This window comes from Albidovulum aestuarii, from assembly GCF_029961185.1.
Taxonomy (GTDB): Bacteria; Pseudomonadota; Alphaproteobacteria; order Rhodobacterales; family Rhodobacteraceae; genus Albidovulum; species Albidovulum aestuarii.
Genome location: NZ_JASBQQ010000002.1, coordinates 45,093 through 69,738, shown reverse-complemented (window position 1 = coordinate 69,738; position 24,646 = coordinate 45,093). Strand labels below are relative to the sequence as shown.

Annotated in this window: 29 protein-coding genes and 1 tRNA gene; 12 read left to right on the top strand and 18 right to left on the bottom strand. The window is 61.5% G+C overall.

Annotated features, from left to right (window positions below; all coding sequences use genetic code 11):
* Nucleotides 1-99 precede the first annotated feature (99 nt).
* The 7 genes from QKW60_RS04980 (at nucleotide 100) to QKW60_RS04950 (ending at nucleotide 5,204) form a co-directional block, all read left to right on the top strand.
* Complete coding sequence (locus QKW60_RS04980; RefSeq protein WP_282366964.1) at nucleotides 100-615, top strand: hypothetical protein; 516 nt, start codon at nucleotides 100-102, stop codon at nucleotides 613-615.
* 76 nt (nucleotides 616-691) lie between these two features.
* Nucleotides 692-1,447 (top strand): Fe-S cluster assembly ATPase SufC, encoded by a 756-nt coding sequence (sufC, locus tag QKW60_RS04975; RefSeq protein ID WP_282366963.1) that lies wholly within the window; start codon nucleotides 692-694, stop codon nucleotides 1,445-1,447.
* A gap of 11 nt (nucleotides 1,448-1,458) precedes the next feature.
* Nucleotides 1,459-2,751: a Fe-S cluster assembly protein SufD gene (sufD, locus tag QKW60_RS04970; RefSeq protein ID WP_419762659.1), complete on the top strand. Its 1,293-nt coding sequence runs from the start codon at nucleotides 1,459-1,461 to the stop codon at nucleotides 2,749-2,751.
* On the top strand, nucleotides 2,751-3,239 hold the full coding sequence (locus QKW60_RS04965) for a Yip1 family protein (protein ID WP_282366961.1): 489 nt from the start codon (nucleotides 2,751-2,753) through the stop codon (nucleotides 3,237-3,239). The genes sufD and QKW60_RS04965 overlap by 1 nt, the downstream gene beginning before the upstream one ends.
* Nucleotides 3,236-3,832 (top strand): YIP1 family protein, encoded by a 597-nt coding sequence (locus tag QKW60_RS04960; RefSeq protein WP_282366960.1) that lies wholly within the window; start codon nucleotides 3,236-3,238, stop codon nucleotides 3,830-3,832. The genes QKW60_RS04965 and QKW60_RS04960 overlap by 4 nt, the downstream gene beginning before the upstream one ends.
* Nucleotides 3,833-3,836: 4 nt before the next feature.
* On the top strand, nucleotides 3,837-5,057 hold the full coding sequence (locus QKW60_RS04955; protein ID WP_282366959.1) for a cysteine desulfurase: 1,221 nt from the start codon (nucleotides 3,837-3,839) through the stop codon (nucleotides 5,055-5,057).
* Between the two features lie 70 nt (nucleotides 5,058-5,127).
* Nucleotides 5,128-5,204: transfer RNA gene (locus QKW60_RS04950), tRNA-Arg, on the top strand.
* A 76-nt stretch (nucleotides 5,205-5,280) separates the two neighbouring features.
* On the opposite strand, the gene QKW60_RS04945 is transcribed toward QKW60_RS04950, so the two are convergent.
* Nucleotides 5,281-6,315: an aromatic ring-hydroxylating dioxygenase subunit alpha gene (locus QKW60_RS04945; protein ID WP_282366958.1), complete on the bottom strand. Its 1,035-nt coding sequence runs from the start codon at nucleotides 6,313-6,315 to the stop codon at nucleotides 5,281-5,283.
* A 91-nt stretch (nucleotides 6,316-6,406) separates the two neighbouring features.
* On the opposite strand from QKW60_RS04945, the gene QKW60_RS04940 reads away from it, so the two are divergent.
* Nucleotides 6,407-7,402: an amidohydrolase family protein gene (locus tag QKW60_RS04940; RefSeq protein WP_282366957.1), complete on the top strand. Its 996-nt coding sequence runs from the start codon at nucleotides 6,407-6,409 to the stop codon at nucleotides 7,400-7,402.
* 19 nt (nucleotides 7,403-7,421) lie between these two features.
* Here QKW60_RS04940 and QKW60_RS04935 read toward each other — a convergent pair whose 3' ends face one another.
* Nucleotides 7,422-8,537 carry a hypothetical protein gene (locus QKW60_RS04935; protein ID WP_282366956.1) on the bottom strand — a complete coding sequence of 372 codons (1,116 nt, stop codon included), beginning with the start codon at nucleotides 8,535-8,537 and terminating at the stop codon, nucleotides 7,422-7,424.
* 97 nt (nucleotides 8,538-8,634) lie between these two features.
* Between QKW60_RS04935 and QKW60_RS04930 the strand changes: the two genes are divergently transcribed.
* Nucleotides 8,635-9,573 carry a LysR substrate-binding domain-containing protein gene (locus QKW60_RS04930; protein WP_282366955.1) on the top strand — a complete coding sequence of 313 codons (939 nt, stop codon included), beginning with the start codon at nucleotides 8,635-8,637 and terminating at the stop codon, nucleotides 9,571-9,573.
* On the opposite strand, the gene QKW60_RS04925 is transcribed toward QKW60_RS04930, so the two are convergent.
* From QKW60_RS04925 to QKW60_RS04915, 3 genes are read right to left on the bottom strand one after another with little or no spacing between them, the layout of a single operon-like run.
* Nucleotides 9,542-10,246: a GntR family transcriptional regulator gene (locus QKW60_RS04925; protein WP_282366954.1), complete on the bottom strand. Its 705-nt coding sequence runs from the start codon at nucleotides 10,244-10,246 to the stop codon at nucleotides 9,542-9,544. The genes QKW60_RS04930 and QKW60_RS04925 overlap by 32 nt on opposite strands.
* A gap of 17 nt (nucleotides 10,247-10,263) precedes the next feature.
* Nucleotides 10,264-10,581 (bottom strand): non-heme iron oxygenase ferredoxin subunit, encoded by a 318-nt coding sequence (locus tag QKW60_RS04920; protein ID WP_282366953.1) that lies wholly within the window; start codon nucleotides 10,579-10,581, stop codon nucleotides 10,264-10,266.
* Entirely contained in the window at nucleotides 10,578-11,546 is a 969-nt protein-coding gene (locus QKW60_RS04915; RefSeq protein ID WP_282366952.1) for a fatty acid desaturase, read from the bottom strand. Before QKW60_RS04915 ends, QKW60_RS04920 begins: the two co-directional genes overlap by 4 nt.
* A gap of 110 nt (nucleotides 11,547-11,656) precedes the next feature.
* Between QKW60_RS04915 and QKW60_RS04910 the strand changes: the two genes are divergently transcribed.
* Nucleotides 11,657-13,072, top strand: coding sequence for an MATE family efflux transporter (locus QKW60_RS04910; RefSeq protein WP_282366951.1), 1,416 nt, complete (start codon nucleotides 11,657-11,659; stop codon nucleotides 13,070-13,072).
* Here QKW60_RS04910 and QKW60_RS04905 read toward each other — a convergent pair.
* The 7 genes from QKW60_RS04905 to QKW60_RS04875 all read right to left on the bottom strand — a co-directional run bounded on the left by QKW60_RS04905 (nucleotide 13,011) and on the right by QKW60_RS04875 (nucleotide 18,707).
* A complete protein-coding gene (locus tag QKW60_RS04905) occupies nucleotides 13,011-13,859 on the bottom strand; it encodes an amino acid ABC transporter permease (RefSeq protein WP_282366950.1) in 849 nt (282 codons plus the stop codon). The genes QKW60_RS04910 and QKW60_RS04905 overlap by 62 nt on opposite strands.
* A 77-nt stretch (nucleotides 13,860-13,936) precedes the next feature.
* Complete coding sequence (locus QKW60_RS04900) at nucleotides 13,937-14,770, bottom strand: transporter substrate-binding domain-containing protein (RefSeq protein ID WP_282366949.1); 834 nt, start codon at nucleotides 14,768-14,770, stop codon at nucleotides 13,937-13,939.
* 35 nt (nucleotides 14,771-14,805) lie between these two features.
* Complete coding sequence (locus QKW60_RS04895; RefSeq protein ID WP_282366948.1) at nucleotides 14,806-15,645, bottom strand: amino acid ABC transporter permease; 840 nt, start codon at nucleotides 15,643-15,645, stop codon at nucleotides 14,806-14,808.
* Between the two features lie 19 nt (nucleotides 15,646-15,664).
* Nucleotides 15,665-16,414 (bottom strand): amino acid ABC transporter ATP-binding protein, encoded by a 750-nt coding sequence (locus QKW60_RS04890; protein ID WP_282366947.1) that lies wholly within the window; start codon nucleotides 16,412-16,414, stop codon nucleotides 15,665-15,667.
* Between the two features lie 106 nt (nucleotides 16,415-16,520).
* Entirely contained in the window at nucleotides 16,521-17,252 is a 732-nt protein-coding gene (locus QKW60_RS04885; RefSeq protein WP_282366946.1) for a creatininase family protein, read from the bottom strand.
* Between the two features lie 3 nt (nucleotides 17,253-17,255).
* The gene (locus QKW60_RS04880; protein ID WP_282366945.1) at nucleotides 17,256-17,894 is read right to left on the bottom strand and encodes a glutathione S-transferase family protein; all 639 of its coding nucleotides are present in this window, start codon (nucleotides 17,892-17,894) and stop codon (nucleotides 17,256-17,258) included.
* A 36-nt stretch (nucleotides 17,895-17,930) separates the two neighbouring features.
* Nucleotides 17,931-18,707, bottom strand: a complete 777-nt coding sequence (locus tag QKW60_RS04875; protein WP_282366944.1) for a transporter substrate-binding domain-containing protein — start codon at nucleotides 18,705-18,707, stop codon at nucleotides 17,931-17,933.
* 159 nt (nucleotides 18,708-18,866) lie between these two features.
* On the opposite strand from QKW60_RS04875, the gene QKW60_RS04870 reads away from it, so the two are divergent.
* Both QKW60_RS04870 and QKW60_RS04865 read left to right on the top strand, forming a co-directional pair.
* Complete coding sequence (locus QKW60_RS04870) at nucleotides 18,867-19,619, top strand: amino acid ABC transporter ATP-binding protein (protein ID WP_282366943.1); 753 nt, start codon at nucleotides 18,867-18,869, stop codon at nucleotides 19,617-19,619.
* A 9-nt stretch (nucleotides 19,620-19,628) separates the two neighbouring features.
* Nucleotides 19,629-20,366, top strand: a complete 738-nt coding sequence (locus tag QKW60_RS04865) for an amino acid ABC transporter permease (protein ID WP_282366942.1) — start codon at nucleotides 19,629-19,631, stop codon at nucleotides 20,364-20,366.
* A 12-nt stretch (nucleotides 20,367-20,378) separates the two neighbouring features.
* Here QKW60_RS04865 and QKW60_RS04860 read toward each other — a convergent pair whose 3' ends face one another.
* Genes QKW60_RS04860 through phnC form a run of 6 tightly spaced genes read right to left on the bottom strand, consistent with a single transcriptional unit; the run spans nucleotide 20,379 to nucleotide 24,602 of the window.
* Nucleotides 20,379-21,143 (bottom strand): class II aldolase and adducin N-terminal domain-containing protein, encoded by a 765-nt coding sequence (locus QKW60_RS04860; RefSeq protein ID WP_282366941.1) that lies wholly within the window; start codon nucleotides 21,141-21,143, stop codon nucleotides 20,379-20,381.
* Nucleotides 21,082-21,261 carry a hypothetical protein gene (locus tag QKW60_RS04855; protein WP_282366939.1) on the bottom strand — a complete coding sequence of 60 codons (180 nt, stop codon included), beginning with the start codon at nucleotides 21,259-21,261 and terminating at the stop codon, nucleotides 21,082-21,084. Before QKW60_RS04855 ends, QKW60_RS04860 begins: the two co-directional genes overlap by 62 nt.
* A gap of 20 nt (nucleotides 21,262-21,281) precedes the next feature.
* Nucleotides 21,282-22,178 (bottom strand): TIGR01459 family HAD-type hydrolase, encoded by an 897-nt coding sequence (locus tag QKW60_RS04850; protein ID WP_282366937.1) that lies wholly within the window; start codon nucleotides 22,176-22,178, stop codon nucleotides 21,282-21,284.
* An 8-nt stretch (nucleotides 22,179-22,186) separates the two neighbouring features.
* Nucleotides 22,187-23,005: a phosphonate ABC transporter, permease protein PhnE gene (gene phnE / locus QKW60_RS04845; RefSeq protein ID WP_282366935.1), complete on the bottom strand. Its 819-nt coding sequence runs from the start codon at nucleotides 23,003-23,005 to the stop codon at nucleotides 22,187-22,189.
* On the bottom strand, nucleotides 23,005-23,817 hold the full coding sequence (gene phnE / locus QKW60_RS04840) for a phosphonate ABC transporter, permease protein PhnE (RefSeq protein WP_282366933.1): 813 nt from the start codon (nucleotides 23,815-23,817) through the stop codon (nucleotides 23,005-23,007). Before phnE (QKW60_RS04840) ends, phnE (QKW60_RS04845) begins: the two co-directional genes overlap by 1 nt.
* Nucleotides 23,814-24,602 carry a phosphonate ABC transporter ATP-binding protein gene (phnC, locus tag QKW60_RS04835; RefSeq protein ID WP_282366931.1) on the bottom strand — a complete coding sequence of 263 codons (789 nt, stop codon included), beginning with the start codon at nucleotides 24,600-24,602 and terminating at the stop codon, nucleotides 23,814-23,816. Before phnC ends, phnE (QKW60_RS04840) begins: the two co-directional genes overlap by 4 nt.
* Nucleotides 24,603-24,646 lie beyond the last annotated feature (44 nt).

Sequence of the window (24,646 nt, the reverse complement as noted above, 5' to 3'; positions counted from 1 at the left end):
CAGCCTTAAGTGCCTCGAAAAGCGCATCTTTCGTGCCTGATTTCCGCCTCGAATCTTTACGATCCTGCCGCGCAAAGGGAAGAAGACCGGGGTCACGGAATGTCCTTACAGGACCGACAGAAAACCGCATTTGCCGAACGCCTGAAGCGGATCGAGGCTGGAAAACAGTTCGAACATGCCGATCTGGTGGGGCATTCGACGCAGAAGAAGTTCAACAAGGTGCTCAAGCAGCGACCCAAGCATCAGAAGCGCACATTCGCGGACAAGATGATGGTTGCGCTTGCCTTTGTGTCCGGTGTGTCGGCGGTTCTGCTCGGTCGTTTGATCTATTTCAACATGTCAAAGCTCGAAGGGCTGCCGAAGGGATTCTACGATCTGGAGCAGCGCGGCATGGTGCTGTTCGCGCTGGTTCTGGCCGGAGTCCTGATGGTGGCTTTCCACCTCTTCACCCGTCAGCGTTTCCCGGCGCTCATCGTCGGCTGTCTGATGATGCATTACGGCGAGGCCGCTGTGGCTTCGAATGCGCAGGGTATCTGGGCGCAACTCTTCTCGGCGGACTATGCCGCCGCATTGGCCGAGGAAGGCAAGGACTACCGTCTGACGCCCGCCGGCTAGACCTACCAACATCTGAAATCTGCGCGGCCCGGGCCTTTGGCCCCTGGGCCGTCTTTGCCGTTTGAAAGGACAAAACATGCTCGAAATCAAGAACCTGCACGTGAAACTTGAAGAGGAGGACAAACAGATCCTCAAGGGCGTGAACCTGACGGTGGAGGCCGGTAAGGTCCATGCGATCATGGGACCGAACGGCTCGGGCAAATCGACGCTTTCCTATGTTCTGTCGGGGCGCGATGGTTACACCGTGACCGAGGGCGGCGCCTCGCTGGACGGAGAGGATCTTCTGGAGATGGAGCCCGAGGAGCGGGCGGCGGCGGGCCTGTTCCTTGCCTTCCAGTATCCGGTCGAAATCCCGGGCGTCGGCAACATGACATTCCTGCGCACCGCGCTGAACGCACAGCGCAAGGCGCGCGGCGAGGAGGAAGTCAGCGCGGGCGAATTCCTGAAGCTGGTGCGTGAGAAGGCCAAGACACTGAAGATCGACGCCGAGATGCTGAAGCGTCCGGTCAATGTCGGCTTTTCGGGCGGCGAGAAGAAGCGCAACGAGATTCTGCAGATGGCGGTGCTGGAGCCGCGCATGTGCATTCTGGACGAAACCGATTCCGGCCTCGATGTTGATGCGATGAAACTTGTCTCGGACGGGGTGAATGCGCTGCGCGATGCGGGGCGGGCTTTTCTGGTGATCACGCACTACCAGCGCCTTCTCGATCACATCCAGCCAGATGTCGTCCACATCATGGCCGATGGCCGCATCGTGAAGACCGGCGGGCCGGAACTGGCGCTTGAGGTCGAAAAGAACGGCTATGCCGACATTCTGGCGGAGATGGCCTGATGGCGGCGCCGATGCGAAAGGATCAGACGCGGGTTGAGGCGACTGAGGCGCGGATCGCGGCGATCGACCTGCCCAAGGGTGGCTTCACCGCCGGGGCGCGTGCGAACGCGCTGTCGCGGCTGCGTGAAATGGGCCTGCCGACCCGGCGGGACGAATACTGGAAATTCACGGACCCGGCCGCGTTGATCGCGACCGAGGCAGCGAAGGCAGCCTTGTTCGATGCCAAGGAGCCCCAGCTCTTTGGCACCGTGGCCAGCGTCAAACTGGTCTTCGTAGATGGTATCTTTTCCGACGGTGACTCGGACGATCCAGCCATGGCGGGTGTTGAAATCTCGCGGCTGGCCGAGGCGGGTCGCGCGGATATCCACTGGGCGCAGGAGCTTTACGGGGTTCTGGAGGCACGGGGGCAAAACCCGGTCGCCCGGCCGCTGGCGGCACTCAACACCGCCGCCGCAACTGACGGCGTGCTGATCCGGGTGACGGGGCAGGCGGCAAAGCCGGTGCATCTGATCTACCGGCACGCCTCCGAAACCTCGGACGTGATGCTGCATCATTGCGTGAAGGTTGAGGCGGGGGCCGAGATCACCGTGCTCGAAACCGGCCCGGCCGCGGCGCGGTTCAACAAGGTGATGGAGGTTGATATCGCCAGGGGCGGCAAGTTCCACCATGTCCGCGCGCAGGGCCGCGACCATGAACGCCGCGCGATCACTCATATCTTCACCCGTGTGGCCGAAGATGCGAGCTTCAAGAGCTTTACGCTCACCGCCAACGGCCAGATGACGCGCAATGAATGCGTTATCGAGATTGTGGGCGATGATGCGGTGGCCCATGTCGCCGGTGCCGCCCTTGGCGATGGTGCCAATGGCAAGTTCCACCACGACGATACGATCTTTGTCACCCATGACGCGGAGCGCTGCGAAAGTCGGCAGGTCTTCAAGAAGGTGCTGAAGAACGGCGCGACCGGTGTCTTTCAGGGCAAGATCCTGGTGAAACCCGGCGCGCAGAAGACCGACGGCTATCAGATCAGCCAGTCCCTGCTTCTGGATGAGGACAGCCAGTTCCTCGCCAAGCCGGAGCTGGAAATCTATGCCGACGATGTTCAGTGCTCGCACGGCTCCACCACGGGCGCCATTGATGAGACCGCGCTCTTTTATCTGCGTTCGCGCGGGGTGCCGCGTGAGGATGCGACGGCATTGCTGGTGCTCTCTTTCCTCGCCGACGCGATCGCGGAGATCGAAGACGAAGGACTGGCTGAGGAGATTGTCGAGCGGCTGGAAGCCTGGCTGGCACGCCGGAAGAAGTAATGGCCGTCACCGACGATATCGTTGCGACCTATCGCAGCCCCCGCGCCGTCATGCGCCGCCTGTTGCAGGGTGAGCGGCATGAGGCGCGGGCGCTGACCTATCTGATTGTCGCACTGGTGGTCATCTATATTGCGCAATGGCCCGGCCTCAGCCGGGCCGCGCATTACGCGCCTGAGGTGCCGCTGGTCCAGCGTATGGTCGCGGCATTTCTTGCGGTTCTGGCGATGATCCCGGCCTTTTACCTGTTTGCGGCATTCGGGCATCTCGTCGCCCGTGCGCTTGGCGGGCAGGGCGATTTTTTCGGCGCGCGCATCGCGCTTTTCTGGGCGCTCCTGGCAGTCACGCCGCTGATGCTGCTCCACGGAATGGTCGCGGGATTCATCGGGCCGGGAGTGCAGGCGACGCTGGTCGGGGTGATCGTCTTTGCGGTCTTCCTGTGGTTCTGGCTCTCAGGCCTAAGGGCCTCGGAATTCGGGGGCGGGGAATGACCGGCCTGCCAGCCTTTGTAGCCGATCTAGTGATGGAAACCCTGCGGTCGCCACGCGATGCCGCCCGTCGGCTTATCGCGCTCGACCCGCCGATAGAAGCGCGCTGGATCGGACTCTTGCTGGTTTCGGTGCTGGCGCTTCTGGAAACCCGGATCGGCGGTCTTATCCTGCCACTTGACGATCAGCCGCCGGTCTTCGCGCTTGCCGCCGATCCCGTGCTCGGGGTGCCTTTTCAGGTTATGTCCCAGCTTGCAATCGCGGCCTCAATTGCCTGGATCGGCCGAATTTTCGGTGGGACCGGCGGCTTTGCGGATGCACTCTTGCTGATTGTCTGGCTCGAATTCATGCTGGTTCTGGCGCAGGCCGTACAGCTTGCCGCGCTTATCCTCGTGCCGCCCGTAGGCCTGCTCATAGCCTTTGTGGCAATCGGCCTCTTGATCTGGCTTCTCATACAATTCACGGCGGCACTGCACGGTTTCACCAACCTCATCTATGTCGCGGTCGGCATGGTTGTGAGTTTCCTTGTCATCATCACGGTCCTGTCGATGGTGCTGATAATTCTCGGCATCACGCCGCCGGTAGAGAAAGGCTGAGCCCATGTATGATGTTGAAACGATCCGGGCCGACTTTCCCATCCTGTCGCGCGAGGTAAACGGCAAGCCGCTCGTCTATCTCGACAACGGCGCCTCGGCCCAGAAGCCGCGCGTGGTGATCGACGCGATGACCCATGCTTATGAGAAAGAATATGCTAATGTTCACAGGGGCCTACACTACCTTTCCAACCTGGCTACGGACAAGTACGAAGCCGTGCGCGGCATCGTCGCCCGGTTTCTGAACGCGCCCGACCCCGAAGAGATCGTCTTTACCACCGGTACGACCGAGGGCATCAACCTTGTGTCCTATGCCTGGGCCGCGCCGCGGATGCAGGCGGGGGATGAGATCGTGTTGAGCGTGCTGGAACACCACGCCAATATCGTGCCCTGGCATTTCCTGCGCGAACGGCAGGGCGTGGTGCTGAAATGGGTGGAGCCGGAATCAGACGGCGCGCTCGATCCCCAGAAGGTCATTGACGCGATCGGGCCGAAGACGAAGCTTGTGGCGGTGACGCAGATGTCGAATGTCACTGGCACGTTGGTCGATGTCGCCACGATCTGCCGGGGGGCGAAGGAAAAGGGCGTGCCGGTTCTTGTCGACGGTTCGCAGGGCTCGGTTCATCGGCCTGTCTCGATCCCCGAGATCGGCTGCGATTTCTATGCGATCACCGGGCACAAGCTCTACGGGCCGAGCGGGTCCGGCGCGATCTGGATCGCGAAGGAGCGGATGAAGGAAATGCGCCCCTTCCTTGGCGGTGGCGACATGATCCGCGATGTGTATCGCGACACGGTTACCTACAACGATCCCCCGATGAAATTCGAAGCCGGGACGCCCGGCATCGTCCAGCAGATCGGCATGGGCGTGGCGCTGGAATACCTTATGGGCCTCGGTATGGAAAATATCGCGGCGCATGAGGCGGAACTTGCGGCCTATGCGACCCAGCGGTTCAAGGGACTGAACTGGCTCAACATCCAGGGTAGTGCACCCGGTAAGGGTGCGATTTTTTCGATGACGCTCGAAGGCGCGGCCCACGCCCATGACATTTCGACCGTCCTCGACAAGAAGGGCGTTGCCGTGCGCGCAGGCACCCATTGCGCGATGCCGCTTCTCGATTTCTTCGGCGTCACCGCGACCTGCCGCGCCTCGTTCGGTCTCTACAATACCAAGGCCGAGGTCGATAAATTGATCGAGGCGCTGGAGTTGTGCCACGAGCTTTTTGCCTGACACTGCACGTGTTCGAAGGCAAAATTCGCGATTGCGGGCGGGGCAGCGTGCCGTTATACCCCACCCACAGGCACCCGTAGCTCAGCTGGATAGAGTGCTGCCCTCCGAAGGCAGAGGTCACAGGTTCGAATCCTGTCGGGTGCGCCACTCATTAACATCGCAATTTCAGATCTTTGTCCGGCGCATTAACTTGGCGGCCAATTTGATGCGCCATCTCACCCTCTTATTTCGCTTCTGAGGCGATCCGGGTTTCAACCAGTTTGCGGAACCGCATCGCCCCCGCATCGAGACCGAGATTGAGATGGGGGGAGCGTGGGGCTTTCATGCCGCGATGGACCTCTTCCAGCACCTCCTTATCCTCATTGAACGCCATCGTTGCGCCTTCGAACATGCGGCGTGAAACATCCTCGTCATCGGCCAGCGCATTGCGGTGCTGGAACCAGAAGTAGAGCGTGTGATCGGCATCCACCGGTGTCATGAAGTTGTACGAGAAATTGACAAAGGCCGTCGCGGGCAGGGCATCATCGTCGCCGCCGGTTCCGGCGGGTGTATAGATCGACTTGTTGATCGCGATCGACGGCACGCGGCATTCGTAGTGCTGCTTGCGATCACAATGCCCTTCGAATCCGATGAACTGCTGATAATAGGGCGCGGCCGGGCGGTCCGGGATCCAGCGCCAGACAACGACTCGATCCTCGCCTTCGGTGATCTCAAGGGCAACATTGTCGGTTCCGCCACCGGCGAAAGACGTCAGGTGAACCCAGGCGACATGGCTGGGGTCCAGCAGATTATCCGTTATCCAGAGGTAGTTGCAGGCGATGTCGAGCGCGCCGCGCCGGGTCAGGCCCCAGCTGGGATTGTCGTAGTTCGGGATGTCGATCAGGTCCGAAGCATCCGCCTTTTCGCGATCTCCAGGCCAGATCCAGACGAAGCCGTATTTCTCGATCAGCGGATAGCTGGTCACCCGCGCCCTTTTCGGGATCGCGCCTTCCTGTGTCGGTGCGGCGACGCAGGTGCCGGTGCCGTCGAAGGTCAGCCCATGATAGCCGCAGACCACCCTGTCGTTTTCGATCTTGCCCTTGGAGAGCGGCAGTTTTCTATGCGGGCAGGCATCTTCCAGCGCGACAGCTGTGCCATCGGCCTTGCGGTAAAAGACGATCTCTTCGTCAAACAGCCGAAGCGGCTTCAGCGACTGGTCGAAATCCTCGCTCCGGCCAGCCACATACCAGCAATTTCGTGGATATTCGCCTGAGAACATCGCATCCTCCCGCTATGGATTTGTTTGAACCGCGTCACGGCAACTGGTTTATCGGTACTGAAGTTGTTGCCCCACAAGCAAGGAGCTTCTGGTGAAAGACCGCATCGACATGCATGCCCATTTCTACGGCGGCGGCCTTCAGGACATGCTGCACGCCCGGACCGCACGCCCCTATCTGCGCCACCGACCGGACGGGTCGCAGGGCATGGTTGCGATGAATGGTGAGTTTCCGTTCAAGCCGGACTATTTCGACATTGCCGTGGGCCTTGCGCAGATGGACGGTCAGGGGCTTACCCACCGTTTGCTGACCTTTCCCGGGGCGCTCGGACTTGACGTATTGCCTGCCGATGAGGTCGCACCGGCCATTGCCGGTTTCAATACCCATCTCTCTGAATTGCACCGCTCGACCGGTGGCCGCATCTTCGGCCTTGCGGGCCTGCCTCTGGCAGATCTGGAACTGGCGGGGCAGGAGGTGCGCCGCATTCGCCGCGAGTTGCGCCTGCCGGGCATCATCCTGCCGTCGAACTACTTCAACTCGGTCGCCGAGGCAAAGACGCTCGCCCCCGTCCTGTCGGCCGCGAACGAGACAGGCTGTCACATCATGCTGCACCCGGGCCTGAAGGCGGGCGAGGAACCGCCCGCGCCCCCGGACGACTTCGTGCAGTACCGCACGTCGGCGGTGGCATTGCAATCTCAGGTGTCGCAGAACGTCCTGACGCTGATCCTGTCCGATATTCAGGATATATGGCCCCGCCTCAGCTTCCAGCTTGTCAATCTCGGCGGGACCCTGCCATTCATCCATGAGCGGATGGAGGCGATCGCGCGCCACCGCAATCCCGACGCGCCTTTCCCGACGACCCGGCTTCGCAATCTCTGGTACGATTGCGCGTCGCTCGGCCCCCGCGCTGTGGAAGCGGCAGCCGGTCTTTACGGGGCCGACCGCATCTTCCTTGGCTCCGACTACCCGATCTTCTACGACAACCCGTATGAACGCGCCCTTTCCCCGGCACGCCTTGACGACGCCGACAAGGAAAAGATCGCGGGAGGCAATGCCCGCGCGCTTCTTGCGGCGCTGACCGATGGGTGATCGATGCCGAGCCGTAAGATCAGGCATGGCAGGTCCGCAGCAACGCTTCACTGATGCCGACGTCCCGTGCGGGGTTTTCGAATGCCGCCGCTGCACAGGGATAGCGCGCCAGAATGTCTGCCCCGCCCGGAACGCGGTCGGGGTAGAGCCGCCCGTCCTCCCAGACCGACACACCGTCGACGCGGATCGTCGGATCGAGGACGTTCCAGGATATTTCACCCGGCGCGTAGGCACCGCAGGTGTGGAAATGCAGGATGCGCGGATTGCCGAAGGCGCCGCCGCTCCAGCGCAGGAAATTGCTTTCGACCGGATGATTGAAGGCGCAGCCGGGATGTATGCCCGCATGCCAGGAATGCACGACGTTGCGGTCGATCCCGAAGCGCGTGGCAATGTCATCATAGTGTGCATTGGCCGCGGCTACGGCCTCGGGCGCGCCGCTGAAACCGGTCAATGAGCCATGAGTGAAATGTGCGATCAACCGGCCCGCAAGCTGGCGGCCATAGGGTTCGTAGTACCGAGAGCCGGTGCCCATCAGGAAACCTGCCATCGCAACGCGGCCCGTGAACTCGGCCGCGGGAACCGGGGCAAAGACTGACATCGGGAACCGGATGATCGTGACATCCTGCTTCGGTTTCTTGTGCCAGCCTGGGCCGGGACCGGTGAAATCGGTTCCGTTGGGGCAGGTGACGTGAATTTCGCGCGCGGTGGCGAGGTGCTCGTCGATTGCCGCCTTAAGGGCGGTGAAGGCATGGTAATGGGCGGTTCCGAACGGTGATGTCAGCATCTCCATGTCCAGCGCATAGCTCACGACCGCGCGGCTGCCGCTCCGCAGATCGCGGAACCTGACCTGATCGCCAAGCCGCGCGAAGAAGATCGTGCAGTCGGATTCGGATATTAGCTCTGCGATCTCGTCGTCGAGATCATCGACCGCCTCCTGAAACGGGACGGAGCAGAGCGTCGTCCGTATGCCCCGTTCGCGGGCCATGCTGGCGACTGCGGGGGCAAGTCCATCGTCATAGTAGCCGCCGCCTTCAGTCTCGCTGATGACAACCAGACGGCTGCCTGTTGACAGGCCGGCGCAATGCGACAGGAGATTGGCTGCAGCGCGGTCAATCGGCCCGTCTTCCAGCGTCATTTCCCGCCTCCCTTTGTTCCCCGGCTCCATTGTGGTCGTGGCAGGCAGGTCGGGCAATTCCGCTTGCATAATGCTTTATATTAGTTAAACTAATGCAATGCGCACGCTTCCCTTTCCCTCCCTTCGGGTTTTCGAGGCGGTTTCGCGGTTGAAAAGCTTCAGCCGCGCGGCAGAAGAACTGGGTATGACGCAAAGCGCCGTCAGCCAGCATGTCAAAGCGTTGGAGGATTGGACCGGCCGCGCCCTCTTGGTGCGCGGATCGCGGCAATCGGCGGCAACCGCGGACGGACGGCTTCTGGCCGAGGCAATTTCCGACGGCCTTGGCCGGATCACCGCTGTGGTCGATCAGCTCCGCGCCACCCGCCGGTCCAACCCGACGGTCAATGTCGCGTGCCCGCCGGGGTTCGCGGTCAACTGGCTCTTTCCCCGCCTGATCAATTTCGATCAGGACCATCCGGATATCCCTGTGTCGATCTGGACCCAGACCGGCATCGAAGTGTTCGAAACCGGCGGCGTCGATGTGGCGATCCGCTATGCCGCTTCGAAACCAACGGGATTCCACGCCGAACGGCTTATGGGTGAGAGCGTGTTTCCGGTCTGCGCGCCGACGCTTCTGACTACGGGGCAGGGGGTAGCGACCACCGCAGATCTGGCGGGTCACACCCTGCTTGTCGATGTCCACGGACCTGCGCGGGCCCGGCCGCCAACCTGGGACTTCTGGGCGGATGAAACCGGGCAGACACTGCCGCGCCCGAACCGGATCAGGCGTTTCGGACAATCAAACCTGTCGGTTCAGGCCGCGATCCAGGGCGCAGGCGTGGCGCTCGGCCGGGAACCGCTTGTTGCCGACGCACTTGCCTCCGGCACACTCGTCGCGCCGCTTCCCCACGTCGCCCGGTCGAAATTTTCCTACTGGTTTGTCTGCCCGCCGAAATCGCTGGAGGTGCGCGAGATCCGCGAGTTTCGCGATTGGCTGCAGCGCGAAGCCTCGCTTCATCGCCCGGTCAGGCGGGGTGAGGATCAGAGCACAGGCTGAACAATTCGCCGGGATGCTTGAGCTCGGCAACCGTGATGCAGCCAGAAGTCGACATGGTCATGCGGCGGAGCCGAAGCAGGGCATGACCTGCCGCTACCTCCAGAACTGCCGCATCGGCGGCATTTGCGCAGACAGCACTGATATCGTGGCGGACCTCGGAGAATGGTACGTGCTCCAGAAGCCAGTGGTTCGGCCCATAATGCAGGAACGCCTTTTCAGCCGCCTCGGGTACAGCGTCGATGTTGATCCAGCGGTCTTCCAGTTGAAAAACCCGGTCATCGGCCCAGTGCCGGCACCGGATGTGCAGCGCCTTCTGTCCGGCATTGAAAGCGAAAGCGGTAGCAACCGCCGCCGGGGGGGCTGCTTTCTCGCGTAACAGACGTTCGTAGCGGTAGACGGCGTGCCGGGCGAATATCTCCTCATCCACCCGTGCGATCGACAATTGAACGCCCCTGCTGGCGCGGGTGGCGACCCGTGTGCCCGCGCGTCTGCGGCGTTCGACATAGCCTTCATCCGCAAGCTCGCGCATGGCGCGATGAACCGTAAGCCGGGCGCAGCCGAACTCTTCGGCGAGGTCGGCGTCATTCGGCAGCGGATCGCCAAAGGCCAGATCGCCCGACCGGATCCGTTCCAGCAGGGTGGTTTTCACGGCCTTGTAGAGGGGTTTTGTCAAAATCCGTTCCTTGCCCGTCAGACCCTGATCTGAATCATTCCGTTCTCGACCCGCGTATCGAACACCTTCATCGGTCGCGTCGCAGGCGCGCTGACCGGGCGTCCGTCGCGCACGTCGAAGGCGCCCTGATGCAGCGGGCATTCGATGACATGGCCGTCGAAATATCCGTCACACAGGTTGGCCCCGCCGTGATTGCAAAGCGCGAGCGAAACATGGACCCCGGTCGGCGTATCGTAAACGGCGAGGCGACGCGCCCCGAGGCTCGCTTCCGTCACCCAACCCGGTTCCAGCAATTCGACGGCGATCAGGTCCTGCCAGCCCGTGTCATCCTTCATTGCCCGGCAACCACGCCATCATCCGCACGCGGCTTGCGGCCGAAGATCTGGGCGAGGATGTCGCGATGCGCGCCCAGATAGCCGCCCGGTTCGACATGGATATGGTCGCGCAACTTTTCATGCAGGCGCGGCAGCGAGTGGAACGGCACAGAGGACGCATAGTGATGTTCTGCATGGTAGTTCATGTTCCAACAGAGGAACCGCATGGGTCGCGAAACAAGGTTGGTCCGGGTGTTGACCCGCATCGCCGACACTGTGGGGCGACCGACATGTTCAGTCATCCGCACAAAGCGCATCACCGGTTCGCCAAGGATCAGCGGGATCAGCCAGAACCAAAGGGGCGCCCACCACTGAAAGACGACCATCGCGACCGCGATCAGGGCATAAACCGCAACCATTACCCGCGCCTCGCGCACCAATGTCGCCTCCGCCACTTTCGGCACGAAACGCTTTTCCGTCTCGTTCAATCGGCCAAGCGCATGGTGGGAGATCTCAGACAGCTTCGCACGCCAATAGGGGATGGCCGATAGGTACCAGAGATAGCCCCAGATCGACTTCGGCAGTTCAACCATCTCGGGGTCTTCGCCGTGAAGCTGGGTGTATGTGTGGTGGTCACAATGTTCATAACGGAAGAACTGGTGCGGCAGACCGATGATCCAGCCGCAGACCACGCCGGCATAGTCGTTGAACTTACGGGTGCGGAAGACCGTGTAGTGCACGCATTCATGCTGGAGCGAGAAGTGGTGGACCAGAACCACGCCATGGACGAACATCGCGGGCAGCATCCACAAAGTGCCAAGGCTGAGCCAGACCAGCGTGCCGGTCGCAAGCAGCAGCAAAAGCCAGCCCGCCAGATGCCGGAACGCCGCCACGTCGGACCGTGTCATCAAGGCGCGCAATTCGGCCCGGGTCAGCTTGCCCTCGGCCAGCGCCTGGGTGATCGGGGTGATGACGTCCCTCGCCATGAGCAGCCTCCGCTGGGAATGATTAAGTATATACTTATTACCGGGCGCTGTATAGGCTGCGCGCAGTGGCGGCGGGTCTGGTCCCGGCGTCAGAAACTCCGAAATAGTCGATGAAACGCGCGCGCAATCTCAGGCAGGGACCGATCCCCGGACATTTCCGGGCGCTGGCTGTTCCGGCGGCGATCGGCATGGTCTTCACCACGCTCTACAACGTGGTCGACATGTGGTTCGCGGGGCTCTTGTCGACGACGGCACTGGCGGGTCTGTCGATCACCTTTCAGGTCTTTTTCATCCTCATCGCTTTCGGCGTTGGTCTTGGCAGCGCGATGAGCGCGCTGGTCGGCAATGCGTTGGGTGCGGACGATACCGAAAGTGCCAAGCGCATTGCCTGTCAGGGTCTGGGTTACGGTGTCATCGTCTCGGTTCTCCTGGGCATCGGCGGCATCTGGGGATCGCCCGCAATGCTGGCGCTGGTCTCGGAACCTGGCGGCTACAGGGATGCCGCCAATGCCTATATGAACGTCATGCTCTTTGCGACGGCGCCCTTCCTTCTGGCTTTCGGCGCAAACGGAATCCTCGGCGCGCAGGGCGATACCGATACGATGAAGCGTGCCCAGATCGCAGCCTTCTTCGCCAATATCGTTCTGAACCCGGTCTTCATCTACGGGCTGCCGGGGGTTTTCCCCGGCATCGGGTTCAATGGCATCGCATTATCGACGCTGGTCAGTCAGACCGGGGTCATGGCCTACGTTCTCTGGCATGTGATGCAGAGCGAACTGATGCGCCATGACAGCCCCTCCGAATGGCGACCGCGTCTGGCCCGCTACAAAGAGGTGACGGCACAGGCGCTGCCATCGACGTTCGCGATGATGATCCTGCTGATCGCCGGATTCGTCGTGCAATATTACCTCAAATACTTTGGCCCCGCCGCATTGGCGGCCTATGGAGTGGGGCTAAGAATCGAACAGCTTATCCTCCTACCCGGTTTCGGGCTTACCGGGGCGCTTCTGCCCATTGCCGCGCAGAATTTCGGGGCGAAGAACTTCGACCGGGTGCGCGAGGCGGTGTTCTTCTGCTGCAAGGCGGGGGTTGCGATCATGCTTTGCGGCTCACTGGTGCTGTGGTTCGCCGCGCGGCCCCTGGTGGGTGTCTTTACATCCGATCCAGACGTGGTACGGCTCGGAGGCGATTACCTGCATGTCGATGGTTTCATTCTGCCGGTCTATATCGTGCTCTTTTCGTTGAATTCGTTCCTTCAGGCCCTGAAGCGGCCGATGGCGACCGTGTGGATCGGGCTTTACCGGCAGGGTTTTGCCGTCGCCATCTTCTGCTATCTGTTCGTGCGGGTCTTCGACCTCGGCACCTGGGGTGTCTGGTTCGGCATCGCCGTCGCGGTGACCACCGGGCTGGTACTCTCGCTCTTCATCGCCGAACGGACCGCGCGAGCGCTGATCGGCGGTCTTTTCACCGCTGCGGCACCCGTTCCAGCCGCCGGAACAGAAGCGACAGGCCGAAACACAGAATAAAGTATAGCGCCGCCGTCGTCAGCCAGGCTTCAAAGATCATCCGGGTGGACGAGACGAGTTCCACCGTCTTGTAGGTCAGTTCCTGCACCGAGATGAGCGAGATGATCGAACTGTCCTTCACCAGAGAAATGAACTGGTTCGACATCGGCGGGATCACCTTGCGCATCGCCTGAGGCAGCACGATGAAGCGCATCTCATCCAGCCAGCTCATGCCGATTGACCGTGCCGCCTCGCGCTGGCCGCGCGGGATCGACTGGATGCCGGCGCGCACGATCTCACCCACGAAGGCGCTTTCGAAAAGCGCCAGCACCATGACCCCCGAAATCATCGAGGGGAAGCGCCGCATGTCGCCGAAGAAGAACTCCCAGATGCCGTTGCCTTCCTGCTTTGCAATGCCGCGCGCCCAGCCTTCGATATTGAAGGCGGCGACGATCTGTTCGGAGAGGAAGAAGTAGAAGATGAAGATGACGACGACGGGCGGGATATTGCGCAGAAATTCCAGGTAGGTGCGCGCCAGCATACGAATGGCGAGATTTTCCGCGCAACGCGCGATACCCAGTATCGTGCCGAGGATCAGCGCCAGAACGCTGGCGTAGATCGAGATACGGATCGTCGTGATCAGCCCCTGAAGCAGCAGGTTGGCAACCCAGCGGCCATCCTCCTCATCCCAGCGCAGGATGTAGTTGGGGATACGGTCCCACTGCCACTTGTAGTTCAGCGTACCGGAAATGCGGAACCAGATCACCGCAAAGAACCCCGCGAGAACCGCGAGGATCAGCCAGTCCAACCAATGCAATTTCCTGCGTGTCTTCCGCATTTCCTGCCCGCGATGGCCGCCCGGCCCGAAGGCCGGGCGAGATCAGATCACTGTTCGACCATCGATTCCCACTCGTTTCCCTTGAACCAGTAGTCGTGGCGTTCCTTCAGCCAGCCGGTCCGCCAGCGCGTACCGATCCAGTTGTTGAAATAGTTCGTCGCGTCCGGATCACCCTTGCGATAGGCAAAGGCCTCGCCCCGCGCGTCCCAGACCTGATCGAAGGGCACATAGAGTGTTTCGGGATAGTTCCGCGCTTCGCGCGACGGTGTCGGTTCGGACGCCATTGTCGCATGGGCATTGCCGTTCAGGACTTCCTGCGTTGCCGCGCCATCTTCGTCGAACTGCAGAAGGGTCGCATTCGGGAAGAGGCGACCGATCACCTGCACAGGTGTCGCGCCGCGACGGGCGGCAAAGGTGACCTCGGGCTTGTTGAAGTCCTCAAACGCAAAACCTTCAGTCATCGACTTGTTGGCCAGGATCGTCAGACCTGAGAATGCGTAAGGGTCCGAAAAGTTGACGGTCAGGTTCCGTTCCGCCGTGATCGACATGCCCGAGATGATCACGTCGAACTTGCCCGAAACCAGCGCCGGAATGATCCCGTCCCAGGCGGTGGGCACAAACTCTACATCCACGCCCATATCCTCGGCCAGTTGCCGCCCGACATCCAGCTCGAACCCGATCAGATCACCGTTCTTGTCACGCATCGACCATGGTACGAAGAGCGATAGGCCAATCTTGATGACCCCGCGTTCCTTGATCGACTCGATCACGCTTTCCGAGGACAGCATCTGCCGCGTGTCCTGTGCCATGGCGGGCAGGGCGAGGGCCGCGGCCATGACCGCGCCGAGCCCTGCATTGAGCATTCGTCTTGTCAGTTTCATGTCGTTTCTCCCTGTTGCGGTTGGTCTAGTTTGCGTCAGTCGCGCACGGTGTAGCGCCGTTCAAGCAGCGTGGCGCCGGTGGAAATGATCAGCGTGACGACCATGTAGACCGCCGCGATGGTGAACCAGATTTCAAAGCTCATGTAAGTGTCAGAGATGATGTTGCGCCCGATCGTGGTCAGTTCGGCAACTGCGATGACGCTGACGATGGCCGAGCTCTTGATCATGTTCACGACTTCGCCGGTCATCGGGGGCAGCATGAAGCGCACCGATTGCGGCAAGACGATATAGCGATAGACCTGCCAGCGGGTCATACCGATGGCGTCAGCCGCTTCCCATTGGCCCTTCGCCACCGCGTTGATTCCGGCGCGGAAGATCTCGGATATCAGCGCGCCGTGGAACACTGCAAGGCAAAGGACCGAGGCGGAGTATCGGTCCAGCCCGAAGATCGGGCCGAAGACGTAGTAAAAGACGTAAAGCAGCACCAGAAGCGGCGAGTTGCGGACGATTTCCAGAAATCCCTGCGCGACCCAGCGCCCGACGATCAGATCGGACAGGCGCAGAAGCGCCACGATCAGGCCGATCACCGTGGCCAGCAGGAACGCCGTGGCCGACAGGGCGATGGTGCCGACAAGACCCCAGGGAATTTCTCCGAGGACGATGCCACCCTCTGTCACGTCATAGAAATAACGCGGGATGCGGTACCACTGCCAGTTATAGCCCATCGCCTCCGCCCCTTTCAGGGCGGTCGCGATGATCGCGAACATAACGGCGAAATAGATCAGGACCGATGCGGGCCGAGAGGCGATCACCCGGCCCAGATGCCGACGCCATTGGGGTCTTGGCTGCGCCCTGCGGCCGCCGGTCCCGGCCATCTGTCCGCCCGCGCTCACCTCAATGCTCCAGAATCTGATCTAGGAACAGCCGCGCCCGGTCGCTGTCGGGGCTGGAGAAGAACTTGGCCGGTGGGGCCACCTCGACCATACGGCCCGCTTCCATGAAGACCATGCGGTCGGCCACCTTGCGGGCAAAGCCCATCTCGTGCGTGACGACGACCATGGTCATGCCGGTGCCCGCGAGTTCGACCATGACGTCCAGAACCTCGTTGATCATCTCGGGATCGAGCGCCGAAGTCGGTTCATCGAACAGCATGATGCGCGGCTCCATGCAGAGCGAGCGGGCGATGGCCACGCGCTGCTGCTGTCCGCCAGAAAGCTGGGCCGGATACTTGTCGGCTTGTTCCGGGATATGAACGCGGTCCAGATATTGCCGCGCCAGCGCCTCGGCCCTTGCCTTGTCCATCTTGCGGACCCGGATAGGGCCGATCGTAAGGTTCTCAAGCACCGTCAGATGCGGAAAGAGGTTGAACTGCTGAAACACCATCCCGACATCCTGCCGGACGGCGCGGATGTTCTGGGTATCCTCGCCGAGTTCGATCCCATCGACGACAATCCGCCCCTCATCATGTTCTTCCAGCCGGTTGATGCAGCGGATCATGGTGGACTTGCCCGACCCGGACGGGCCGCAGACGACAACGCGTTCGCCGGTCATGACGGACAAATTGATGTCATCCAGAGCCTTGAACGGCCCGAAATACTTGGAAACGCCGGTCAGTTCGATGATGGACGATGCGCCGGGATTCAACGCTGTCTTCCCCCGTGGTCCAGTTCGCGCCTGCAATCATGTTAGCGGCAATTCGCAATAAGTATATACTTAATGCGGCCAAAACCGGCAGAAACATGATGCCCGATCAGGTCGCCAGCCGGTAGTCCTCAGCCACGGCTGCCGCTGCCGCTTTAATGAGCAATTCGCCGTGTTCTGCCCGTGCGAGTGCGGAATGCGAACCGACCCTGCCATCGCGAAAATCCCGGCGGTGTTCATCGGGTGGGCCGTGACGATCTCCGGCGTGTTCGCGAATGAAATTGGCCGTCAGTTTTCGTGGCGGTGCTTTTGCAGCTTCGGTCAAGGGTGCGTCGCGGATCGCGGTTTTGGTAATGGCGATCTCGGACGGGGTTGCGTGCATCCCCTCCCAATCGCCGTAAAACTCGCGACGCAACACGTTGACCGGCTCAAAATCCCACCAGCTTTTCAGGCGCAGGGGCAGGGCAGGGCGCGCCGTCGCGACCTCTCGCAGCGGGGCGAGGTTTGCGCCATGTGCATTCAGGATATAGATGGGGCAGAAGCCATGATGGGCCAGAGCATCCACGACTTCCCCGGCAAGGGCGGCGAATGTCGCCGCTGAAATCGAGATGGTGCCGGGGAAGGCCATGTTAAAAGGGGCGGGCGTCAGCGCCAGCGTCGGGGCCACCACCGCACCGCAGAGGCCCGCCGCCCGTTCGGCAATCACCGTCGCACATTGCGCATCGGTCCCGATAAGCCCGATCGGTCCGTGCTGTTCGGTCGAGCCGACCGGCAGGATGACGCCGCCCTTGCGGGCCAGATGCGCCTCGACCTCGGGCCAGGTCATGTGATCAAGCCGCAAGGCCTAGTCCTCCTTCGCGTCGAGCCAGCTTTGAAGTCTTGGCAGATAGGTCAGAAACTCCGCCGCAACCGCCGCCTCGTTGGACAGTTTTGCCCGATAGGCGCGGACGGGATCCGGCCAGTTGACATGAAGCCCGAGACGCGGCGTCAGGGCGTCGATCCATGCGAATGTCACCGCGAACCCGCAATCGCCCAAGCCAAAGGCAAGGTCAGGGGCTGCATCCAGCAGCCGCGCAAGCTGGCCCAGCCTTTCGCTCATCGCGAGTGACTGCCGGGCGTTCAATTCGGTGTCGCGCCGGTCAGGTGTGAGATTGGCGAAAAGCGCTCGCAGCGCAGGTTCCAGCCGGGTGTCGTGAAACCGCGAACGTTCCCGCATCCGCGCCCGGTCTTGCGCATTGTTCGGCAACAAGGGCGGTTCGGGAAAACGTTCCTCAAGATACTCGGCGATGGCCTCGGAATCCGCAATCAGAAAGCCGTCATCATCCAGCGCAGGCAGGTTGCCGCTGGCCACGATGCGCTTGTATTCGTCCGAGCCATAGCCGCCGGGCGGCGGCAGTTCCTGCCAGTCCAGCCCCTTGAACCGTAACGCGACCCGCGTCTTGGCAGAGTAGAGGCTAACCGGAATGGCATAGAGTTTAAGCATGGAAGAAAAGGGGCGCCCGAAAGCGCCCCGTCCCCGTCAGTTGCCAAGGTTCCACTTGGCGCCAAGCTCATCAAAGAACCCGGCCTCTTTCTTAAGCGTGATCCACGTGTTCACGTAGTTGATCCAGACCTGATCGTCCTGCGGCAGCAGCATCGCGATGGGGGTCCGTGCGCGGGGCGCGGATACCGGTATGATCATCAGTTCCGGGTACTGCGCAATCAGCTTGTTGGCCTCGACGTTCGAGGTGATATGCGCCTGCGCCCGACCCGCCAGCACCTCTTGGAAGTCACGCGCGGGGGCTTCCACGATCTTGTACTGGGCGTTGGGGAAGAACTCCTTCACCTGCTTTTCCTGCGTCGTGCCCAGCGTCGCCGCGACGGTCACGTCTCCATTGTCCAGATCGCCCCAGTCCTTGAACTTGTCGGCGTCCTTTTTATTGATCAGCGGCACGGTGGCGAGAGAGAAGTAGCTTTGCGAATAACCAGCGGCCTTTGCCCGCGCGGGTGAGATCGAGGCCGACCCGGTCATGTGGTACTTACCTGCCGTCACCCCGCTGACCAGCGTTTTCCAGTCGGTCGGGACAAACTCCACTTCAACCCCCAGATCGGCGGCAAGTGCAGTCATGACGTCAATATCGTATCCGGTATAGGAATCCGTCGCGGTGTCCTTCATGGTCATCGGGTTCCAGTCACCCGTCGTCCCGACCTTCAGAACGCCATTGTTCAGAATGTCCTGAAGCGCCGATTGCGCCATTGCCGCGGGTGCTGCAAGAACAAGTCCCAAAGCGGCGATACAAGCCTTCACCAGTTTCATGATGCCTTCTCCCAGTCGTTGGTCAGTGTCTTTATGTTCAGGTATATTTGATAATGTGCAGACATAATATTGTAGCGTCAAATCACAAAATGTGCGAGGACTATCAGCACGATCCTGTCCCGCGCCGGTTCGCGGTGACGTTTTTCCGAAGGGGGACGAATGTCGGAAAAAGAGCGGACCGCGATCATCCGGTTCAGGGATGTATCGAAATTCTACGGTGATTTTCAGGTTCTGAAATCCGTTGATTTCGAGGCAATGTCGGGCGAACGCATCGTGGTTTGCGGCCCCTCCGGGTCAGGCAAATCGACACTGATCCGCTGCATCAACGGGCTGGAAAGTTACGAACAGGGAGAAATTACGGTCGATGGTCAGCGCCTTGGCAAAGATGCCGCTGCGCTGCGCAAGGTACGCAACCAGGTCGGCATGGTGTTCCAGCAGTTCAACCTCTTTCCGCATCTGACGGTGCTGGAAAACCTCACCCTCGGTCCGATTCGGGCACGTAAGATGAGCACCGGTGAGGCCCGTGACATCGCCATGCGCTATCTGGAACGGGTGCGCATCCCCGAACAGGCCGACAAATATCCGCGCCAGCTCTCGGGTGGCCAGCAGCAGCGCGTGGCCATCGCCCGTTCGCTCTGCATGGAGCCGCGGATCATGCTCTTTGACGAACCCACCTCCGCGCTTGATCCTGAGATGATCACCGAAGTGCTGGATGTGATGGTCGAACTTGCGGGCACCGGCATGACCATGATCGTCGTGACGCATGAAATGGGTTTTGCCCGCAAGGTGGCCGACCGCATGGTTTTCATGGATCACGGCGAAATCGTCGAAACCGCCGCGCCGGGGGAGTTCTTCACCGCACCGAAAAGCCAGAGATGCCGCGATTTCCTCGACAAGATCCTCAATCATTAGGGGCGGGCGATGAACAGACTGCTACTTGTATTCCTCGCCTTCGCGCTCTCGGCTTGTTCGGCAAACTGGGGCTGGTATGTGGTGAACCCTCAGACCAAGGCGGGCTGGACCAACCTTACCTTCCTTCTCAGCGGTCTGAAATACACCGTTCTTCTGTCTCTGACGGCGATCCTGATCTCCATCGCGCTGGGGCTGCTGGTCGCCCTGCCGGGCCTTTCGACACGGCCATGGCTGCGGCGGGCCAGCCGGATCTATGTGGAACTGATCCGGGCTGTGCCGATCCTTGTCATGATCCTCTGGGTCTATTACGGCCTGCCGCAACTGACCGGTCTGACCATCGGCGTGTTCTGGGCCGGGGTGATCGCGCTGGCGCTTTCCGACAGCGCGTTCGAGGCCGAAATCTTCCGCGCAGGGATCCAGTCAATCGCCCGGGGCCAGTACGAGGCCGCCTATTCCGTTTCGCTCAACTACATCGACACGATGCGCTACGTGATCCTGCCGCAGGCCATCCGCCGCATCCTGCCGGCACTTGGCAACCAGCTTGCCTACATGCTGAAGATGTCGTCGCTGGTTTCGGTCATCGGCATGCAGGAACTGACCCGCAAGGCCAATGAGCTGGTGGTGACTGAATACCGCCCGCTGGAAATCTACACGGTACTCGTGCTGGAATACCTCGTTCTGATCCTGATCGTCTCAGGCGGGGTGCGCTGGTTGGAACGCCGGATGCAGACGGATGAGCGCAGCTGAAACCCAGCCGCGTCAGCTTGCGTAGTTTGAGCCTTCCTCGTCAAGGATCGCCCTCAGTTCGGCCAGATGGCGGTCTGCCTGACCGGGGTAATCGTCCAACTCGGCCGCCGTCTTTTCAGCAATCTCGGGGCTGAGCACGCGCAGCTTCTGACCAGTCTGGAGGGCCCGGATATAGGTCTCGGCGGCACGTTCGAAATAATAGAGCCGGTTGAAGGCATCGGCGACATCCTTGCCGAGGACGAGGACACCGTGATTGCCCATGATCATTACCTTCTTCGTCGGGTCGGTCAGGGCCGCCGCGCAGCGCTCGCCCTCATCCTCGAAGGCGAGACCGCCGAAATGCTCGTCGATGATATACCGGTTGTAGAAGGTCGCGGTGTTCTGGTCGATCGGCGGCATGTTGCTGTCGGCAAGCGAGGCGAGCACGGTCGCAAAGATCGAATGCACATGCATCACGCAGCGCGCATGCGGGCAGCGCCGGTGGACCGATCCGTGCAGGCCCCAAGCGGTCGGATCGGGCGCGTCCGGCGTTTTAAGCACATCGGGATCGTTGGCATCTAATAGCAGAATGTCCGAGGCCCGGATGCGCGAGAAATGTGCCTGATTTGGGTTCATCAGGAACTGCGTACCGTCGGGATTGACCGCGAGCGAGAAATGGTTCGCAACGCCTTCGTGCATGTTCAGCCGCGCCGTCCAGCGGAACGCGGCGGCAAGCTCAACCCGTTCCTGCCAATGGTCGATATTCCGGCGGGGTTTCAAGGCCGTCGAGATTGTCATGCTGCTCTCCCACGATCAGGTTCATGCCGGCGCGATGGGTATCGCTGGCCGTCATCATCACTTGATAGGCATGCGCGCAGCTTTCGTCATCAGGAAATTGCCCGCCGATCTTGATCAAAGGGCCGTCTCCGAAATGCCCTAGATCGAAGACATCACGAAGTCAGGCCGGATGCCGGACGCTTCGATTGCAGCTTCGGGGTGAAGCCCGACGAGCGCACCATGGCCGGTCACAAGCGCTGTCTTTATCCCGGCGGCTGCCCCCCCGAGGATGTCGGTGTGGAGGGTATCTCCGACCATGACGGTCCGACTTCTGTCGACCCCCGGACACATTGCGAGCGCATGATCGAATATGCTGGCGTAAGGTTTCCCGAAGAAGCGTGACGAAATGCCCGTCGCGTCAATCAGGCGATGCGCGTAGTGTCCGGGTTCTTTCGAAAGGCCGGCCTCACGCGGGGCGACAAGGTCGGGGTTGCCGACAAGGACGGGTCTTGGATTGGCGATCAAAGTGGCTTCAAGCAGCGCCTGCCGGGTTTCGGACCATTCGCCTGATCCGAGCAGCAGGAACCCCTCTGCGTCATGGTAGGGATGGGCGTCGTCGCCGAGGAACGTACCGTTCAGGTGCTCGATGCCTTCGTGCCCATGCGCACTTGCCGCCATCAGACCCCAGCGTAAGGCTGGACCACCGTCCAGTTCGGTGAGCAGGACGTCGCGGGACGAAACGACGTCGTCCGCGCCAAACCGAAATCCCAGCCGCCGGTAGCGGGCGAGCATCACGCGTTTGCAGTAGCCTGCGGCGTTCGAGACGACCATCACCCGCTTACCAGCCGCAATCAGCGTTACGACGGCCTCCACCGCCCCCGGAATCGCGCTTTCGCCGACATTCAGAACGCCGAAGGCATCGAGCAGGAAGAGGTCGGCCTCGTCCATCAGGTCGGTGAGTCTGCCGATCCGACGCGGAGCAGCGGGAAAGCGGGCTTGCGGCAGCCGGGAACGGATCGATTCATAGGCCTCGAAAGCCCACCTCGCGTCAGTCATCGCCCGCATCAGATGATCGCGCCCCGAACCTTGGCCGAGACCCATTCTGAAACGACGACCGCGAAGAGGATGACCAGAAGGATCAGAGATACCTGCGGCCACGCCAGCACATTGAGAGAAGCCTGAAGCTGCAAGCCGATCCCGCCGGCACCAACAAGGCCAAGGACCGTGGATTCCCGAATATTGATATCCCAGCGGAAGACTGCGATCCCGGCAAAGGCGGGCAGGATTTGTGGCACGATCCCGTAGGCCATGACCTGCAACGGACTGGCACCGGTTGCCGTCACGGCCTCGACCTGCGTGCGGTCGATCTCCTCGATCGCTTCGTAGAGAAGTTTCGCGCAGAAGCCGATCGAACGGATGGCGATGGCGATGACCCCGGCAAAGACCCCCGGCCCGATGATCGCGATGAGCAACAGGGCCCAGATCAACGAGTTGATCGAGCGGGTCGCCACGATGATAAGAAGCGCGATGGGTCGGACGAAGCGCGCCGAAGGCGTTGTGTTGCGGGCGGCAAGGAAGGCGACTGGGACGGCGAGAAAGAGCGCGCCAATCGTGCCGAGTGTCGCGATGTTCAGCGTGTCCCAGATCGGCCACCAGAGCTTTTCCATGTAGGACCAGCGCGGCGGGGTGGCACGCTCCAGGATGTCGCCCGCGATGGCAGGCGCATCCCAGACGAAGAACCACGTCGTCGCTTCGGAAATCTGTCCCCAGCACCAGAGGAAGATCGCGGTTCCGACAAGCCATGCCGCCCAGCGGATCATGCTTTGATTGCGGGTGCGGCGCTGCCAGACTTTCTGGCCCGAGGGTGATGTCGCGATCGGCATTACTGCACCTTCGCCCGGATGATGCCCGAGAGATATTCGAGCGCCATGACGGTTCCGATGATTATCAGCAGGATCGCTGCCGCCGTGTCGAATTCATAGCGGTCGAAGGCAGTGTTCAGCGTGGCCCCGATCCCGCCCGCGCCGACAAGACCGAGAATGGCACTTTCCCGGAAATTGATGTCGAGGCGGTACATCGACAACCCGATGAGGCGCGGCATCACCTGTGGCTGGACGCCATAATTGATCCACTGCATCCAGCTTGATCCGGTCGCCCGGATCGCCTCGGCCTGCACGCGGTCCATGCTTTCGATGTCTTCGGCCAGTAGCTTTGACAGGAAGCCGATGGTCGCAAAGCTGAGGGTGAGGAACCCGGCAAGCGGCCCGAAGCCGAAGATCGCGACTAGAAGGATCGCCACGATCACCTCCTGAAGCGCGCGGGAAATCGCGACGATCCCGCGGCAGATCACATAGACGGGCAGGGGCGCGATATTGCGCGCGGCCCCCAACCCGATGGGGATCGAGATCAGGATGCCGACGACCGAGGCGGCGACGGTCATGATCACGCTTTCCAGCATTCCGTCCCAGATGTCGCCCCAGCGGCTGACGAAGTCGGGGCGCGCGAAGGACATGATGAAGGCCGCCCCCCGGTCCAGCCCTTCCCAGACCCGGCTCCAGTTCACCTCGATCGAGGCGATGGCGAGCGCGAGGTAGATCACCGCCCCGACAGCGAGCGACCATCGCAGCCAGGCGCGCTTGATCAGTGGCGGTTTTCGCCATGGCTGACCGAGGCGGGCATCGAGCGCGGCGCTCATGGTTGCACCTCCTCGTCTTCGTCAACCTTGCGGATCGTCGCCTGCCAGTCCTCCTCACCGTAGATCGTGGTCAGCACTTCGGGCGTCAGCGCCTCGGGTGGTCCGTCGAACTCGACGGCGCCAAAGCGCAGGCCGATGACGCGCGAGACGAACATCTGCGCCAGCGCCACGTCATGGATGTTGATGATCGCGGCGAGACCCCGTTCGGCGCAAAGCTCGCAGATGAGCCGCATGATCTGGCGCGAGGTCTTGGGATCGAGGCTCGCCGTCGGTTCGTCGACCAGAAGCAGTGCCGGGTTCTGGATCAGCGCCCGGCAGATTCCGACCCGCTGACGCTGGCCACCCGACAATTCGTCGGCGCGTTTGTCAGCCATCTCGACCAAACCTACGCGGTCTAGCAGGCGGAATGCCTCATCCACGTCGGATTGCGGATAGCGCCGTGTGAGGCTGCGCCAGAAGCCGACATAGCCGAGGCGGCCGGAGAGGACATTTTCCATCACCGTCAGCCGCTCCACCAGCGCGTATTCCTGAAAGATCATGCCCATGCGGCGCCGTTCACGGCGCAAGGCGGAGGTGCCGAGGCCCGTGAGCTCCACATCGCCCAGCCAGACCTTGCCGCTTGTCGGCTCTACCAGCCGGTTGATGCAGCGGATCAGCGTGGATTTGCCCGCGCCCGATGGCCCGATCAACGCCATGACCTGACCCTTCGGCACTTCGAGATCGACCGCTTTCAGCGCCTTGTCGCCGGTGCGATAGGTCTTGGTCAGCTTTTCCAGCCTCAGCATTCCTGCCCCTCTTCCCCATGGGTCGCGACGGCCCGGCATGGGGC

Coding starts and splice junctions, on each gene's coding strand:
- QKW60_RS04980 (WP_282366964.1), top strand. CDS start 100: ATGTCCTTACAGGACCGACAGAAAACCGCATTTGCCGAACGCCTGAAG.
- sufC (WP_282366963.1), top strand. CDS start 692: ATGCTCGAAATCAAGAACCTGCACGTGAAACTTGAAGAGGAGGACAAA.
- sufD (WP_419762659.1), top strand. CDS start 1,459: ATGCGAAAGGATCAGACGCGGGTTGAGGCGACTGAGGCGCGGATCGCG.
- QKW60_RS04965 (WP_282366961.1), top strand. CDS start 2,751: ATGGCCGTCACCGACGATATCGTTGCGACCTATCGCAGCCCCCGCGCC.
- QKW60_RS04960 (WP_282366960.1), top strand. CDS start 3,236: ATGACCGGCCTGCCAGCCTTTGTAGCCGATCTAGTGATGGAAACCCTG.
- QKW60_RS04955 (WP_282366959.1), top strand. CDS start 3,837: ATGTATGATGTTGAAACGATCCGGGCCGACTTTCCCATCCTGTCGCGC.
- QKW60_RS04945 (WP_282366958.1), bottom strand. CDS start 6,315: ATGTTCTCAGGCGAATATCCACGAAATTGCTGGTATGTGGCTGGCCGG.
- QKW60_RS04935 (WP_282366956.1), bottom strand. CDS start 8,537: ATGACGCTGGAAGACGGGCCGATTGACCGCGCTGCAGCCAATCTCCTG.
- QKW60_RS04930 (WP_282366955.1), top strand. CDS start 8,635: ATGCGCACGCTTCCCTTTCCCTCCCTTCGGGTTTTCGAGGCGGTTTCG.
- QKW60_RS04920 (WP_282366953.1), bottom strand. CDS start 10,581: ATGAAGGATGACACGGGCTGGCAGGACCTGATCGCCGTCGAATTGCTG.
- QKW60_RS04915 (WP_282366952.1), bottom strand. CDS start 11,546: ATGGCGAGGGACGTCATCACCCCGATCACCCAGGCGCTGGCCGAGGGC.
- QKW60_RS04910 (WP_282366951.1), top strand. CDS start 11,657: ATGAAACGCGCGCGCAATCTCAGGCAGGGACCGATCCCCGGACATTTC.
- QKW60_RS04900 (WP_282366949.1), bottom strand. CDS start 14,770: ATGAAACTGACAAGACGAATGCTCAATGCAGGGCTCGGCGCGGTCATG.
- QKW60_RS04895 (WP_282366948.1), bottom strand. CDS start 15,645: ATGGCCGGGACCGGCGGCCGCAGGGCGCAGCCAAGACCCCAATGGCGT.
- QKW60_RS04880 (WP_282366945.1), bottom strand. CDS start 17,894: ATGCTTAAACTCTATGCCATTCCGGTTAGCCTCTACTCTGCCAAGACG.
- QKW60_RS04875 (WP_282366944.1), bottom strand. CDS start 18,707: ATGAAACTGGTGAAGGCTTGTATCGCCGCTTTGGGACTTGTTCTTGCA.
- QKW60_RS04870 (WP_282366943.1), top strand. CDS start 18,867: ATGTCGGAAAAAGAGCGGACCGCGATCATCCGGTTCAGGGATGTATCG.
- QKW60_RS04865 (WP_282366942.1), top strand. CDS start 19,629: ATGAACAGACTGCTACTTGTATTCCTCGCCTTCGCGCTCTCGGCTTGT.
- QKW60_RS04860 (WP_282366941.1), bottom strand. CDS start 21,143: ATGACAATCTCGACGGCCTTGAAACCCCGCCGGAATATCGACCATTGG.
- QKW60_RS04850 (WP_282366937.1), bottom strand. CDS start 22,178: ATGACTGACGCGAGGTGGGCTTTCGAGGCCTATGAATCGATCCGTTCC.
- phnE (WP_282366935.1), bottom strand. CDS start 23,005: ATGCCGATCGCGACATCACCCTCGGGCCAGAAAGTCTGGCAGCGCCGC.
- phnE (WP_282366933.1), bottom strand. CDS start 23,817: ATGAGCGCCGCGCTCGATGCCCGCCTCGGTCAGCCATGGCGAAAACCG.
- phnC (WP_282366931.1), bottom strand. CDS start 24,602: ATGCTGAGGCTGGAAAAGCTGACCAAGACCTATCGCACCGGCGACAAG.